14 protein-coding genes are annotated in these 15515 nt (G+C 64.7%); 11 read left to right on the top strand and 3 right to left on the bottom strand.

Translation table 11 applies throughout. The features are described from left to right. Positions 1–41 precede the first annotated feature (41 nt). Together CH266_RS18700 and crcB are read left to right on the top strand one after the other, a co-directional pair. Positions 42–455: a CrcB family protein gene (locus CH266_RS18700; RefSeq protein WP_080729203.1), complete on the top strand. Its 414-nt coding sequence runs from the start codon at positions 42–44 to the stop codon at positions 453–455. Then, positions 452–826: a fluoride efflux transporter CrcB gene (crcB, locus tag CH266_RS18705; RefSeq protein WP_032370224.1), complete on the top strand. Its 375-nt coding sequence runs from the start codon at positions 452–454 to the stop codon at positions 824–826. The genes CH266_RS18700 and crcB overlap by 4 nt, the downstream gene beginning before the upstream one ends. 19 nt (positions 827–845) lie before the next feature. Here the strand turns inward: crcB and CH266_RS18710 are convergent, their stop codons facing one another. From CH266_RS18710 to CH266_RS18720, 3 genes are read right to left on the bottom strand one after another with little or no spacing between them, the layout of a single operon-like run. Then, positions 846–1250, bottom strand: a complete 405-nt coding sequence (locus CH266_RS18710) for a VOC family protein (protein WP_027497546.1) — start codon at positions 1248–1250, stop codon at positions 846–848. 9 nt (positions 1251–1259) lie between these two features. Next, positions 1260–1730: a helix-turn-helix transcriptional regulator gene (locus tag CH266_RS18715; RefSeq protein WP_032368193.1), complete on the bottom strand. Its 471-nt coding sequence runs from the start codon at positions 1728–1730 to the stop codon at positions 1260–1262. Beyond that, positions 1727–2554, bottom strand: coding sequence for a ribokinase (locus tag CH266_RS18720; protein ID WP_441347063.1), 828 nt, complete (start codon positions 2552–2554; stop codon positions 1727–1729). Before CH266_RS18720 ends, CH266_RS18715 begins: the two co-directional genes overlap by 4 nt. Before the next feature lie 164 nt (positions 2555–2718). On the opposite strand from CH266_RS18720, the gene CH266_RS18725 reads away from it, so the two are divergent. The 9 genes from CH266_RS18725 (at position 2719) to CH266_RS18765 (ending at position 15501) form a co-directional block, all read left to right on the top strand. Beyond that, positions 2719–3984: an aspartate aminotransferase family protein gene (locus CH266_RS18725; RefSeq protein ID WP_094715914.1), complete on the top strand. Its 1266-nt coding sequence runs from the start codon at positions 2719–2721 to the stop codon at positions 3982–3984. Then, positions 3981–6893 (top strand): FAD-binding and (Fe-S)-binding domain-containing protein, encoded by a 2913-nt coding sequence (locus tag CH266_RS18730; RefSeq protein WP_094715915.1) that lies wholly within the window; start codon positions 3981–3983, stop codon positions 6891–6893. The genes CH266_RS18725 and CH266_RS18730 overlap by 4 nt, the downstream gene beginning before the upstream one ends. Beyond that, on the top strand, positions 6890–8365 hold the full coding sequence (locus CH266_RS18735; protein WP_094715916.1) for an NAD-dependent succinate-semialdehyde dehydrogenase: 1476 nt from the start codon (positions 6890–6892) through the stop codon (positions 8363–8365). Before CH266_RS18730 ends, CH266_RS18735 begins: the two co-directional genes overlap by 4 nt. 14 nt (positions 8366–8379) lie before the next feature. Then, positions 8380–9093: a GntR family transcriptional regulator gene (locus CH266_RS18740; protein ID WP_255175955.1), complete on the top strand. Its 714-nt coding sequence runs from the start codon at positions 8380–8382 to the stop codon at positions 9091–9093. Between the two features lie 221 nt (positions 9094–9314). Next, positions 9315–10493 carry a M24 family metallopeptidase gene (locus CH266_RS18745; protein WP_176457150.1) on the top strand — a complete coding sequence of 393 codons (1179 nt, stop codon included), beginning with the start codon at positions 9315–9317 and terminating at the stop codon, positions 10491–10493. A gap of 3 nt (positions 10494–10496) precedes the next feature. Continuing rightward, a complete protein-coding gene (locus CH266_RS18750; RefSeq protein WP_255175956.1) occupies positions 10497–11810 on the top strand; it encodes an aminotransferase-like domain-containing protein in 1314 nt (437 codons plus the stop codon). Continuing rightward, a complete protein-coding gene (locus CH266_RS18755) occupies positions 11807–13003 on the top strand; it encodes a M20 family metallopeptidase (RefSeq protein ID WP_094715917.1) in 1197 nt (398 codons plus the stop codon). Before CH266_RS18750 ends, CH266_RS18755 begins: the two co-directional genes overlap by 4 nt. A gap of 111 nt (positions 13004–13114) precedes the next feature. Then, the gene (locus CH266_RS18760) at positions 13115–14545 is read left to right on the top strand and encodes an MFS transporter (RefSeq protein WP_051365181.1); all 1431 of its coding nucleotides are present in this window, start codon (positions 13115–13117) and stop codon (positions 14543–14545) included. Continuing rightward, entirely contained in the window at positions 14545–15501 is a 957-nt protein-coding gene (locus CH266_RS18765; RefSeq protein ID WP_094715918.1) for a D-2-hydroxyacid dehydrogenase, read from the top strand. The genes CH266_RS18760 and CH266_RS18765 overlap by 1 nt, the downstream gene beginning before the upstream one ends. Positions 15502–15515: the final 14 nt, after the last annotated feature.

The following is a 15515-nucleotide window of genomic DNA, read 5'->3' on the forward strand; positions in this document are numbered from 1 at the left end:
TTCATCGTGCAGCATCGGTACGACAGAGAGCAGAGCCGGCGGTGAGCGACCCGGCATCGCATCGCAACCTCGCGGCCTTGGCAACGGTATTCGTCGGCGGCGCGGCAGGCACTGCTGCTCGCTATGCGATCGAGGAACGTCTCCCGCACACGACGTCGCAGTGGCCTCTCGCCACCTTCGGAATCAACATCGTCGGTGCGTTCGTGCTGGGGTTGCTGCTCGAGTCGCTGCTGCGCAGTGGTCCCGATACGGGTGGACGGCGTCGGCTCCGGTTGCTCGGCGGTTCGGGGTTCTGTGGCGCGTTCACCACGTACAGCACCTTCGCCCTCGAAACGGTCGAGGGTGTCCGGGGCGGATTCATCGGACTGGCGTCGGCATATGCCGTCGTCAGTGTGGTGTTGGGAGTTGTGGCGGCCGGAGCCGGAATCATGTTCGCCAACAGAGTGATCCGATGATCGCGGCCCTGGTGATCCTGGCCGGCGCGCTCGGGTCGGTCGCGCGATTCTTCGTCGATGCCGAGGTGAAGTCACGGCTGAGCTCGCGCACGAGCTTCCCGTGGGCAACCGTCGGTATCAACATCTCGGGCTCGTTCCTGCTCGGGTTGCTGGCCGGCTGGGTGATGCTGCGCGCCGGCTCCACCGATGCGCAGGCAGTTCTCGGAACCGGGTTCTGTGGGGGCTACACCACCTTCAGTACCTCAACCGTGGACACCGTGCGGTTACTGCAGCAGCGCCGTCGGGTCGACGCCGCCGTCAACGCGATCGGCACACTGGTGGCGTCCGTACTCGCGTGCGGTGGCGGTCTGGCGCTCGCCTCGGCTCTGTAGTCGAGGCGGGCGCCACACTTCAGGCTTGGCTGACGCGCACCATGTTTCCGGCCGGGTCACGGAACGCGGCATCGCGGGCACCCCAGGGCTGACTCGTCGGCTCCTGCAGTATCTCGCCCGTACCCGCCGCGCGGATCCGCTCGAACGCGGCGTCGAGGTCGTCGGCGCGGAACAGTAGTCCCGGCAACTCGCCCTTGGCCAGCAGCGCGGCGAGCTGATCGCCCAGTTCCCGAGAACGGCCCGCGTGCGGCTGCGACAACACGACCTCGATCTCGGGTTGTTCGCTGGTGGACAGCGTGATCCAGCGGTAGCCGTCGTTGGCCACCTCGCTCTTGACCTCGAGTCCGAGAGCGTCCCGGTAGAACGCAACCGAGGCATCGGGGTCGTCGGTGTAGACGTGAACGTGGCTCAGTGAAAGTGTCATGGATGAAGGCTAGGACGCCCCGGCCGCAGATGCTTCTTCGATTCTGCTCGGCTCGGTCACCGCCGCCGTCGGGGATGTGGGCCCTCGCATCGGGCGTCCGAGAACCATCGCGGTGCAGCTGGGTACGGCGTGGCTGCCACGATGATCGCGGGCGCGGTAGGCGCTCGGTGTCTCGCCCACGATCTCGGTGAATCTCGAGCTGAACGACCCGAGACTGGTACAGCCGACGGCGAAGCACGCCTCGGTGACCGTGACGTCTCCGCGTCGCAGCAGCGCTTTGGCGCGCTCGATCCGTCGTGTCATCAGATGCGCGTACGGCGTCTCGCCGTAGGCCTCCCGAAACCGGCGACTGAAATGTGCAGTGGACATCAGCGCGGTTCTGGCGAGTGACGGGACGTCGAGCGGTTTCGCGAAATCGCGATCCATTCGATCGCGTGCGCGGCGCAGCAGGCGGAGCTCGGTCGGGTCGTACGCACTCATCGCGCGTCCGCACCGCGGAGGGATTCGATCTGGGCCCTCGTTCCCGAGGACGCGCTCGCGCCGGCTCCCGTCGCAGCGAAAGCACCTGCGGCGACGGCCCATTGGATGGCAGCGCGGGGTCCGCTGGACCAGGATGCCGCGAGTGCCCCGGCGAATGCGTCACCCGCTCCGGTGGTGTCGACCGCCTCGACCTTCGGCGCAGGTACCTCGAACGATTCCGAGCCGCGGTATTTCGCGCCTCGTGCGCCGAGCGTGGTGACCACATGTTCTATGTTCTTCACTCGGCTCCCGATGCGCGCTTCCTCGGCCTCGTTGACCACCAGGACGTCGGTGGCGGCAACCAGAGCGTCGGGCAGATCCTGGACTGGGGACGGGTTGAGCATCGTCACGACGTCGCGGGAGTGTGCGTACTCGAACGCGGCGAGCACGGTCTCGAGGGGAATCTCCAACTGACACAGCAGGATATCGGCCTCGTCGATGATTGCCAGGTCGTCGTCGGTGAGCTCGTGTACACCGCCGTTGGCTCCGGCGACGACCACGATGCTGTTCTCGGCTCGGTCGTCGACGGTGATGGCGGCTACACCGGACGCTCCTGCTGCGGTTCGCAGAGCATGGTCGTCGACGCCTGCGCTGATGAGTGTGTGCCGCAGTGTCGGCCCGAATTCGTCGTCCCCGACTGCCCCGACGAAGCTCACGCGAGCTCCCGACTTCGACGCCGCGATCGCCTGGTTGGCACCTTTGCCGCCGGGTGCGGTGTCGAACGAGGTCCCCAACACGGTTTCGCCCGGTTCCGGCAGGGCGGGGGTCCGAGTGATCAGGTCCATGTTGATGCTGCCCAGTACGACGATGCGTGGGCTGTTCGAGCGAGGGTTCGATGCGGACACGACCGAACCCTATCGCCCCGGGCTCGACCGAACGGCGTGATCCGGCCCCGAATTGGTAATTGCAGATTGTTGACAATCCGTAATCGGTGGGTGACGATGGCACCATGACAGCGTCGACTCGCACCCACCTCAGCCCCGCACTCAAGCAGGCGACCCCGATCGTCGTCGACCACGGAAAGGGCAGCTGGATCATCGGGACCGACGGGCGCAAATACCTCGACTTCACCACCGGCATCGGCGTGACCAGCACCGGTCATTGCCATCCCCGCGTGGTCGAGGCGGCTCGCGAGCAGGTGGGCAAGATCATCCACGCCCAGTACACGACCGTCATGCATCAACCTCTGCTCGCGCTGACGGACAAGCTCGGAGAAGTGTTGCCTGCCGGGTTGGACAGTGTGTTCTACGCGAACTCGGGATCCGAGGCAGTCGAGGCGTCGATCCGATTGGCGCGCATGGCAACCGGTCGACCGAACATCGTTGCATTCCACGGCGGCTTCCACGGGCGAACGGTGGCGGCTGCATCGCTCACCACGGCGGGAACCAAGTTCCGATCGGGATTCTCGCCGATCATGGGTGGGGTGCACATCGCACCGTTTCCGTATGCATTTCGGTACGGATGGGACATGGACACCGCAGTCGCCTTCGCGCTGAAGGAGCTCGACTACCTGTTGATGACGATGTCCAGCCCCGCCGACACGGCTGCGTTCATCATCGAGCCGGTGCTGGGCGACGGCGGATACCTGCCCACGCCCCCTGCATTCCTCGAGGGCTTGCGCGAACGCGCCGACACCCACGGCATCGTCCTGATCGTCGACGAGGTGCAGGCCGGAGTCGGACGCACCGGAACGTTCTGGGGCCATCAGCACTCGTCGATCACTCCCGACATCCTCATCACCGCAAAAGGACTCGCCAGCGGGTTCCCGATCTCGGCGATCGCCGCATCGGCAGAGCTGATGGGCAAGGCATGGCCGGGGTCGCAAGGCGGAACCTACGGCGGCAACGCCGTCGCTGCTGCGGCGGGAGTCGCTACCCTCGACGTCCTGCGCGAGGAAGGGCTGGTCGACAACGCGGCAGCGCAGGGCCGAGTTCTCCTCGACGGCCTTCTCGCGCTGAAGGAACAGCACTCGGCCATCGGTGATGCTCGGGGACTCGGATTGATGCAGGCGCTCGAATTCGTCGACAGCTCGGGCAATCCCGACGCCGCCGCTGCTCTGCGGGTGCAACAGGGTGCCATCGACGAAGGGCTGCTGTTGCTCACCTGCGGTGCGCTCGGCAACGTGGTTCGTATCATCCCCGCACTGATCGTGAGCGACGACGAGATGACGTTCGGACTCGACGCGTTGTCGCGGACATTGAAGAACGTGCTGTGACAGCAGCCCCTGTTCGTTCCGAGGTGCCCGCACTCGTACAGCGAGTGCGAAGACTGGGCATCGACGTCGACGATTCGTCCCGACGGTTGGCCGAATACTCCTACGACGCGTCGAACTACCGAGTCCCGCCGGCCGCTGTCGTCTTTCCGCGCAGCGCCGACGAAGTGGCTACGGTCGTGTCGCTGTGTGCCGCCGCCGACGTTGTCGTCATCGGGCGTGGCGGCGGTACCTCCATGGCGGGCAACGCAATCGGCCGTGGGATCGTCCTCGACTTCTCGCGCCACATGAACCGGGTGCTCTCGGTCGACACCGAGTCCAGGACGGCCGTCGTCGAGCCCGGAATCGTCATCTCGGAGTTGCAACGTCGGCTGGTGACGCGGACCGACGGTGCCTTCACCTTTGCGCCCGATCCGTCCAGCAAGACCCGCGCGACGGTGGGCGGAGCCGTCGGCAACGACGCGTGCGGTAACCACTCCGTGCGGTACGGACGCACCGCCGATCACACGGTGGCCATGGACGTGGTGACCGCCGACGGATACCTGCTGCGAGTCACCCGCACCGGTGTGCAGGCGCTGCGAACTCAGGACTCGGCGGCTGTCGCTGCAGCCGAACGTATCTCGAACGAGCTGCGCTCGCTGGTGTCGGACAACCTGGCGCTCTTGCGGGTCGAGTTGGGTCGCATCCCGCGTCAGGTATCGGGATTCCACCTCTCGCATCTGTTGCCGGAGAACGGTTTCGACGTCGCCCGGGCTCTCGTCGGAAGCGAAGGTGCCTGCGCGGTGATCGTGTCGGTGACCGTCGCCGTCGTGCCCGTACCCCCAGCCGCACTGCTGCTGTGTCTCGGATACGACGACGTGGTGGCCGCTGCGGCGGACGTGACGACCATTCTCGAGTTCTCACCCGCCGCCGTCGAAGGAATCGACGACAACATCGCCGGCACGATGGAGTATCGCCGGGGACCGGACTCGGTACGAGGTCTCCCTGCAGGCAATGCCTGGTTGTACGTCGACCTCGACGGGGCCGATGCGACAGAAGTGCAGGACAAGGCATCTCGGTTGCTCGAGGCGCTCGGTCGGCTCGGGCGCGTCAAGGAGGGTCGTATCGTGACCGATGCGGCCGATCGCGCAGCGTTGTGGCGGGTGCGCGAGGACGGTGCCGGTTTGGCGACGCGCCTGGCGAGTGGGGTCGAGTCCTGGGGCGGTTGGGAAGACGCCGCCGTGGCACCGGAAAACCTGTCGGCGTATCTCGCGGATCTGAATTCGCTACTGGCGGAGCACGACTTGACCGGAGTGATGTACGGACACTTCGGTGCCGGCTGCATGCACGTACGGATCACCTTCGACCAACGCACCGACGCCGGACGGCGAGTGATGTACGACTTCCTGCGCGCTGCCGCACGCGTCGTCGTCAAGCACGGCGGCAGTCTTTCGGGCGAGCACGGTGACGGCCGCGCGCGCTCGGAGTTGTTGCCGGTCATGTATTCCCCTCGCATGCTCGACGCCTTCTCCCGGTTCAAGCGCATCTGGGACCCCGCGGGAATCCTGAACCCCGGATCCATCACCGACCCCGAACCCCTGATGGACAACCTGATGCTTCAAGGCATCCCGGCCCGGGAGTGGAAGACCAGCTTCGATCTGCACCAGATAGGGTCGCGACCCGATCTGGACCCGTTCGTCCATGCCACCCAATCCTGTGTGGGCGTGGGGAAATGTCGAACGACAACCGGTGGCGTCATGTGCCCGAGCTACCGTGCGACGGGTGACGAGAAGGATTCGACGCGGGGCCGGGCGCGGGTGCTGCAGGAGATGGTGCGCAGTTCTCCGACGGTGGCCGACGGATGGGCATCGAAGGACGTTGCGGAGTCGCTCGATCTCTGCCTGTCGTGCAAGGCCTGCTCCTCGGACTGTCCCGTCGGCGTCGACATGGCCACGTACAAATCGGAGTTCCTCGACCATCACTACGCGAGGCGGCTGCGGCCGCTGTCGCACTACTCGCTCGGGTGGTTGCCTCGATGGCTCGCGGTGACGAAGCGAACGGCACCGCTGCTCAATCGTCTGCTGACACCCCGGGTGTCGGCAGTGGCGGCACGTCTGGGTGGGCTGACCACCGAACGCGCATTGCCTCGGTTCGCGTCGTCGAAGGAACTGGCCGATGCCGTCCGAGTCGGCGGTGGCCGCGACGCCGATGTGGTGCTCGTCGTCGACACGTTCACACAAGGTTTTCGCCCCGAGGTCGCGGGTGCGGCACAACGCGTTCTCGAAGACTCCGGACGCACCACCGAATGCCGAACGGATGTGTGTTGCGGTTTGACGTGGATTTCGACGGGTCAGCTGAAGTCCGCTCGCAAGCAGCTGACTAAGGCCGTTGCGGCGCTGGACGACGGTACCGACAGGCCGATCGTCGTGACCGAACCGAGCTGTGCGGCCGCGTTCCGTAAGGACATGCCCGAACTGGTCCCCACGGACGCGGCGAGGAGGGTCGCGGCACGCGTCCAGAGCTTCGCCGGAGCGGTGATCGATCAAGCAAGCGCGGGCTGGCAGCCCTCGGGCGGCATGCCGGCTGCGGTCACGGTGCAGACTCACTGCCACGAGTACGCCGTCTTCGGCGATGCAACGCAGCGCCGAGCCCTCGCGGCGGTGGGCATCGAGTCGGTACGTGAGGCCACCGGATGTTGTGGTGTAGCAGGTAATTTCGGTTTCGAGAGTCGACACTACGAGCTCAGCATGGATGTCGCCGAGCAGGCTCTCGCGCCCGCGTTGCGGGCCACCGAACCCGACACTCCTGTTCTGACCGATGGATTCAGCTGTCACATGCAGGTGCGCCAGCTCACCGGTGATTCGGGCGACGATGCATCCGTACACCTGGCACAGATACTCGATCCACGTTCGACGAAAGGACCGCGGCCATGACCGCCAGCTCGACCACCAGCCTCACGCGTCCGCGCATCACCTCTCCCACCGATTGTTTCATCGGTGGGGCGTGGTCTCCGTCGGTATCGGACGCCCGATTCGACGTCGTGGACCCGGCCACGGGCGAGGTCATCGCCACGGTTGCGGACGGCGGTATCGCGGACGCAGAGAAAGCGCTCGCTGCAGCCGTCGACTCCGCGGCGGAGTGGGCGGCCACCGCACCGCGAGTGCGAAGCGACATACTGCGGACGGCATACGAGATGATCATGGCCCGCTCGGAGGAGCTCGCTGCGATCATCACCGCCGAGATGGGTAAACCGCTCGCCGACGCGCGCGGCGAGGTGGCGTACGGAGCCGAGTTCTTTCGCTGGTTCTCCGAGGAAGCGGTACGCATCTCGGGTGATCACACCCTGACCGGAGACGGGAAGAACCGCATCGTGGTCACCCGCGCGCCGGTCGGGCCCTGCATTCTCGTCACGCCGTGGAATTTTCCGCTGGCCATGGGAACTCGCAAGATCGGGCCTGCCCTTGCGGCAGGCTGCACCGTCGTGTTCAAGCCCGCCGAGCAGACGCCGCTGACCGCACTTGCGCTGGTGCAGATTCTGCACGAGGCGGGGGTGCCTGCGGGCGTCGTCAACATCGTGCCGACCACCGATGCGTCGGGTGTCGTGGGGTCGTGGATGAGCAGCGGCGCTGCCCGCAAGATCAGCTTCACCGGATCCACGGCGGTGGGCAAGATTCTGCTCGAACAGGCAGCGGCGACGGTGATGCGGACGTCGATGGAGCTGGGCGGGAATGCGCCCTTCGTCGTCATGGACGATGCAGACCTTGACCGCGCCGTCGACGGAGCCATGGTTGCCAAGATGCGCAACATGGGCGAAGCATGTACCGCAGCGAACCGGTTCTTCGTTCACCGCACTGTGGCACAACGCTTTTCGGATGCTTTGGCCGACCGAATGGGCGCGCTGAGGGTGGGCGCGGGCGCTTCTCACGGGACCGAGGTGGGGCCGCTGATCGACGACGCAGGCCGGGGCAAGGTCCAGGCGCTGGTCGACGATGCTCTCGCGCGCGGTGCCCGCGCCGTCGTCGGAGGTGCGGCCCCGGACGGGCCGGGCTACTTCTACCCACCGACGGTCCTGACCGATGTCGATACCGAATCGGATCTGATGTCCCAGGAAATATTCGGACCGGTGGCCGCCATCGTTCCCTTCGACACCGAGGACGAGGTCGTCACGCTGGCCAACGACACCGAATGGGGACTGGTCGGATACGTGTTCACCCAGGACATCGATCGGGCTCTGCGAATGGGGGAGCGCCTAGAGGTGGGCATGGTGGGGCTCAACACCGGGCTGGTGTCGAATCCGGCAGCCCCGTTCGGTGGTGTCAAACAATCGGGACTCGGCCGCGAGGGCGGGAAAGTCGGAATAGACGAGTTTCTGGAGTACAAATACTTCGCGATTCCCCGCAGCTGAGGAAGGTTCTGATCATGCCCGGTTCGAGACGCCTGACACCGATCGACGCACGCAACACGTCGATGGTGATCGCGGATCAGATTCGCGATCGCATCATCGACGGGTCCTACGCGCCCGGAGAACAGATCAACGAGGCGAATGTCGCGGCGGAGCTGGAGATTTCACGTGGCCCCGTGCGAGAGGCGTTGCAGCGTCTGAATCAGGAGGGACTGCTCGTCAGCTACCGCAACCGCGGTGTGTTCGTCGTCGAGCTCAGCAGCGGCGACGTCGCCGAGATCTACCAGTCGCGTGCAGCGATCGAGGTCGGCGCGGCATGGACTCTGGTACATGGAGATCGTGCCCAGCTGATCAAGACCGCCGACGAACTCTCGGCCATCGTGATGCAGATGCAGCCGTTCATCGATCGGGCGGATTGGCGTGGCCTCGCCGAACGCGACCTTGCCTTTCACACTGCCCTGGTAGCGGCCACGAGAAACAGTCGGATGTCTCGTATGTACGCCACGCTGGCGGCCGAGGCACGCATTTGCATGGCAAATCTCGAAACTGCTTACTACCGTCCCGAGGCTCTGGTCGAGGAACATCAGCTGATCGTCGATCTGCTGCTGGGATCGGATTGGGATGCGCTCGAGAAGGGTGTCCACGAACACATGGACACCGCCGTGCATGATCTGACGCGAGCCATGGTCGACGAGCAGGCCGGGCAATCCGTACTCGCATCACCCGGGTAGAGCCTTCGGGCGCAACACAGCTTTAACACGGCAGCCCTTGCTCCCCACCGGCACCGGCGGATAGCCTGATTGTCAACAATCTACTAAAAGACCTCCCGAAGGGGGTGCCCGTGAACGCCTCATCCGACGATGCCTACGTCACCGCAATCGGACCCGCGCAGACTCCAGGACGGGCTGCTCCCGGCCTGGCCCGCTACCCGGACGTACCGAACAGCACGCCCATCACGTTCACCGACGAGGAATACGCCGACCGGCTCGCAGCCGTCCGTCAGCGCATGGCGTCGCAGAACCTGACTGCGCTGATCGTCACCGACCCCGCGAATCTCTACTATCTGCTGGGCTACAACGCACTCTCGTTCTATACCCCGCAAATGCTGTACGTGCCGCTGGACGGCGAGCTGTACTTCTTCGCTCGCGAGATGGATGCCAACGGTGCGTTCCGTACATCGTGGTTGCCGCAGGACCACACCTTCGGATACCCGGAGACGTTCGTTCAGCGCAGAGACACCCACCCGTTCGTCTGGGTAGCCGCCAAGCTACGAGAGTTGGGGCTGGTCAACAACTTCGAGCACGGTCAAGTGGGACTGGAGATGGACTCGTACTACTTCAGCCCCAAAGCCTTCGAAGCGCTCGTCAAATCGCTACCCGAGTACCGATTCACCGACTCGTACGAGTTGGTCAATTGGATCCGCGTCGTCAAATCGCCGGCCGAGATCGCGTTGATGCGTGGTGCGGCGACGGTGTGCGAGGCCGTGATGTCTGTTGCGCACCACGCGATTTCGGTAGGAGAACGGCAGTGCGATGCCGCTGCCGCCATCATGAACGCACAGGTACGCGGCACAGCCGACTTCGGCGGCGATCACCCAGCCATCGTGCCGATGCTGCCGACCGGGGCAGGAGCGGACACTCCGCATCTGACGTGGTCGGACCAACGGTTCGTCCGCGGCGAGACCACCGTCGTCGAACTGGCCGGCGTGTTCCGGCGATACCACGTTCCGATGGCCCGCACGATCGTGCTCGGCAACCCGAGTCCGCGTCTGAAATACCTCGCGGAATCCACCGGTGAAGCGCTGAACGAGGTACTGGCAACGGTCCGCCCCGGGGTCACCGCAACCGAGCTGGCTCAGGTATGGAACACCAGCCTGGCCAAGCACGGCCTCCACAAACCCTCGCGCATCGGCTACTCGATCGGCGTCGCGTACGCCCCAGACTGGGGCGAGCGCACGGTGAGCCTCCGCACCGACGACGAGACCGTCCTGGCCGAGAACATGACCTTTCACATCATCGGCGGAATGTGGATGGACGACTACGGATACGAGGTGTCCGAAGCAGTCCGAGTCACCGACACCGGCGTCGAAACATTCACCGCATACCCCCGAGAACTACTGACGAAGGAGTGAGACATGACCACCTCCACCGCAGGCTCCACTCCTGCTACTTCGGGTCGTTCCGCAGGCTCCACTCCTGCAGCTGCGGGTCGTTCCGCAGGCTCCACTCCTGCCATTCCCTGGGCCCTGCGCACCGACCAACTGGTGGGATCGGTGATCGACTCGTCGACATCGCTTCTCGCCGCCCAGAAACACGACATCGTCAGGTTCGCGATGGGATCTCCTGCAGCCGAGACGGTCCCGGCTGCCGCGTTCACCGAGATCGCCGGCAGTGTGCTCACAGCGGACGCCTTCGATTACGGTGCCACCGAGGGTGATCCGGGTCTGCTCGACGCGTTGTTGGCGTATCTCGAGTCCGTCGGCGAACCCACGTCCGAGGATCGGGTCGTCATCACCTCGGGCGGCATGCAGGGTCTCGACATCGCCTGCAAGCTGTTCGTCGATCCCGGTGATCTGGTCATCGTCGAAAGTCCCACGTACACCAACGGAACTGCCACCGTGTTGAGCTACGGCGGCGATATTCTCGAGGGACCGATGGACAGTGACGGTCTGATCGTCGAGGCGTTACCCGAACTCGTCGAGCGAGCCGGGCGTCTACCGAAGATGATCTACGTGATTCCCAACTTCCAGAACCCGTCCGGGGTCACGCTGTCACTCGAGCGTCGACTGTTGTTGATCGAGTTGGCACACCGATGGGGCTCGGTGATTCTCGACGACGATCCCTATGGCCTGCTGCGTTTCTCGGGGGACCCGATCCCGAGTTTCGGGGCGCTGAGTCCGAACGATCCGCTGATCTTCTCGGTGCGGACCTTCTCGAAGATGATCGCTCCCGGTCTGCGCGTGGGGTGGGTGGACGCGGCCCCCGAAGCGCGTCGGTTGATCGTCAACGCCAAGCAGGCGATGGACACCTGTACGAATCTTCCGGCACAGAGGATGGTGGCCGAGTACATCCGGCGCGGGCTGCTCGAGGAGCACCTGCGGTCGCTGGCTGCGGTGTACCTACCGCGAAAGATGGCGATGCAGAACAGCATTGCGACACACTTCGGTGACGCGATGTCCACCACGGATCCCGACGGGGGCTTCTTTCTGTGGGCGACGTTACGTGGAAACGACCACGATTTCTCGACGCAGGACCTGTTCGAAACCGCACTGGCCGAGGGGGTTGCCTACATTCCCGGACCGGCGTTGTCGGTGGGCGGCAAGTTTCACGATTCGCTACGGCTGTGCTTCGCCTCGTCGACACCCGAGCGCATCGAGGAAGGCATCAGGCGGTTGGCCGTCGCGGTGGAAAAATCGAAGCATCTGCTCGCCTCCGACCCCACGCGATGACCGTTCCGAGTGCCCAGCAGTCTCTGCTCGACGCCGTGGATGAGAGCGAGATCGTTTCTCTCACAGCCGCGTTGATCGAGGCGGGCGGTGAAAATCCGGGCGACACCGAAGAAAAGTGCGCGAAAATACTCGCGGAGCGATGTCGCGCACTGGGATTCGACGTTCGCACGATCGAGGTCGCTCCCGGCAGACCGAACGTGATCGCCTCGATCGGACCCGATGACACCCCCGGGGTCCTGTTCGTCGGCCACTCCGACGTCGTTCCGGCGGGCACGGGCTGGACGACGGATCCGTTCACCGCGGTCGTGCGAGAGGGGCGCATGGTCGGACGGGGAGCATGCGACATGAAGGGGGGAGTGGCCGCAGTGGTGGCCGCTATGGATGCGGTGAACCGTGCCGGTCTTGCAGATCGCTTCCCGATGACGTTGGCGTGTCTGGTGGACGAGGAAGACACGGGCCTGGGTATTCGAGCATTCGTCGCCGACCCGGGACCCCGTCGTTTCCAGTGTTGCGTGGTGGCCGAGCCGACGGACCTGGTGACCATCGTCGGTTGCCGAGGAGCCGCGAATATCGAGATCGACGTGCGCGGGCGTTCGGCTCATGCAGGTCGGCCGCGTAACGGTGCCAATGCGATATCCGCTGCCGCCCGCATCGTCGCCGTCATCGAGGACTGGCAGATCGAATTGGACGAGGATCCACACGCCGAACTCGGTCCCGCTACCTGGAACGTGGGCACCGTGACGGGAGGCACCGGTACGTCGATGGTTGCCGACCGGTGCGTGCTCACGGTCGACCGTCGGCTGCTACCCGATGAGAGCGCTGCGGAGGTGGTGGACGACCTGCGTTCGCGGATCGACGCGGCAGGTATCACCGGTTCGGGAATCGAGGTACATCTCGAGGTGTCGATGGAAATGCCGGGCTTTCTGACCGCTGCGGACGATGGATTGGTCACCACTGCAATGCAATCGGTTCGCGACATCGGATCTGCCGGTTTCACTGACATCTGGACGGCTTCGTGCGATGGTGGTTTCGTGGCACAGCAGATGGGTATCCGCACCGTCGTGCTCGGTCCCGGGGAGATCGAAAACCAGGCGCACCGGCCGGACGAGTCCGTCGCCGTGCAGCAATTGACCGACAGCGCAAAGGCGTACGCGTTGATCGCCACCAGAATCGCTGCGCCACCTGGTCTTTAGTTTTCCAAGAGGGGGTTGTTCGAGACGTGCGTCCGGCGTCGACGTAGAGTCGGACGCTGCGAAGTACCAAACCGACGCTCCACGTTGTCATAAAGCGAGAGGTATTGGACCGTGACCGAAACTTCAGGGTCGGCAGCTTCGCCGACCGGGTATCCGCCGAGTACCGACACACTCAGCGCGAACGAAACGAAAATTCTGCATCGCGCGATCGGCGGGTCCGCACTGGGCAACGCCGTGGAGTGGTTCGACTACGCGGTGTACGGCTACCTCGCCGTTTACATCGCCGCCAACTTCTTTCCGTCGGACGACGGTGGAGCGAGCCTGCTCTCCACGTTCGCCGTGCTGGCCGCGTCGTTCATCATTCGCCCCATCGGCGGCATCGTGCTCGGCCCGCTCGGCGACCGCATCGGTCGTCAGAAGGTCCTCGTCCTGACCGTCTCGATGATGACGTTGGCCACGGCGGCGATCGGTGTGCTGCCGACGTTCGACACCATCGGTATCGCAGCGCCGTTGCTGTTGCTCGTCTGCCGACTGGTGCAGGGCTTCTCCACCGGCGGTGAGTACGGCGGCGCAGCAGTGTTCATGGCCGAGTACGCGCCCGACAAGCGCCGCGGATTCTTCGGGTCGTTCCTCGAATTCGGCACCCTCGCAGGCACGGTGGGCGGTGCCACCCTGTGCACCCTGCTCAACGTCGGGCTCGGAGACGAGACCATGGAGGCCTGGGGCTGGCGAATTCCGTTCCTGGTGACGCTCCCGCTGGGCATCGTCGCGTTGTGGCTGCGGACCCGGCTCGAGGATTCTCCTGTGTTCGCCGAGGCCAAGGAAGACGGCGGCACGGTCGAAGAAGGTGCAGGTGGAGCAGTCACCTCCCTCAAGGCCACCCTGACGTACTGGCAGCGAATCCTGATTCTGATGGGATTCGTGTTGCTGCTCAACATCGCGTACTACACGGTGCTCACGTTCTTGCCCTCGTACCTCAGCGACACGTTGGGGCACAGCACGACTCAGTCGAACTTCACTCTCGTGGCCATCATGATCATCATGATGTTGATCATCAACCCCATCGGCGCTCTGTCCGACCGGGTGGGCCGAAAGCCGTTGCTGCTGGTCGCCTGTGTGGGGTACTTCGTCTTCAGCGTCCCGCTGTTTCTGCTGATCATCAACACCGGCCTGATCGGCCAGAGCATCGGCCTGCTCGGTCTCGGCGTGTTGCTGGTCATCATGTGCTCCTGCGTGTCGTCGACGCTGCCCGCACTGTTTCCCACCCAGGTGCGCTACGGAGCGTTCGCCATCGGATACAACGTCTCGACGGCGCTCTTCGGTGGCACGGCACCGCTGATTCTGACGTTCCTGATCGACCGAACGGGTTCCAACCTGATCCCGGGTTGGTACATGATGATCGCAGCTGCCATCGCGTTCGTTCCGATCCTGTTGATGCCCGAAACCGCCGGCCGGTCGTTGCGCGGCACCCAGTGCCCCGGTGACAACGACGACGAGGTCGCTGCGTCCGGCGTCGAGCTCGTCGGATACAAGTCGAAGTAGTGCGTCCGGTCCTGGCCGTTCTGCATGCCGGCGACCTTCCCGACGGACTCGAGTCCGTCGCGAACGTCGCCGACATCAGATATGCCACCGCCGACACGCTCGCCGAGGCCGTCGACGGTGCCGACGCCCTGCTGCTGTGGGATTTCTTCTCGCCCGCAGTCGAATCCGCGTGGCCGCGGTGTGGCTCGCTGAAGTGGATCCATATCGCCGCTGCCGGAGTGGACTCGTTGTTGTTCGACGAACTGGTGGAATCCGATGTGGTCGTGACCAATTCGCGTGGAGTGTTCGACCGACCGATCGCCGAGTTCGTCCTGGCCCAGATTCTGGCGTTCGCGAAGGACTCCGAACGTTCGCGCACACTGCAGCATTCGAAGATGTGGCAGCATCGCGAGACCGAACGCATCGATGGCGCACACGTGATGATCGTGGGCACCGGAGCAATCGGTCGTGCCATCGCGACTCTGCTGAGTGCTGTGGGAATGTCGGTCTCCGGCGTGGGTCGAACAGCGCGAGGCGGCGACGGAGACTTCGGCACCGTGTACGCCAGTGATGATCTGGTGGACGAAGTAGGGCGGGCCGACTACCTGGTTCTGGTTGCCCCGCTGACCGAACAGACGAGGGGCCTGGTCGACGATTCCGTGTTGGCCGCGATGAAGCCCGGATCCAGGGTGATCAACGTCGGTCGCGGCGAGCTACTCGACACCGATGCCCTGCTCAAACATCTCGATTCGGGACACCTCGCCGGGGCTGCGCTCGACGTCTTCGAGACCGAGCCGCTCCCGGCCGACCACCCGCTGTGGGCGGCCGAGAACGTGGTCGTCACTCCGCACATGAGCGGGGACGCGTCGGGGTGGAAGAGTCGTCTCGCCGACGTCTTCGTCGACAACGCGCAGCGATACTTCCGCGGCGAACAGCCGCGCAACGTCGTCGACAAGAAGCTCGGTTTCGTGGTGTGACCGGTCTTGTGATG

This window comes from Rhodococcus sp. 06-1474-1B (assembly GCF_002258885.1).
Taxonomy (GTDB): Bacteria; Actinomycetota; Actinomycetes; order Mycobacteriales; family Mycobacteriaceae; genus Rhodococcoides; species Rhodococcoides fascians.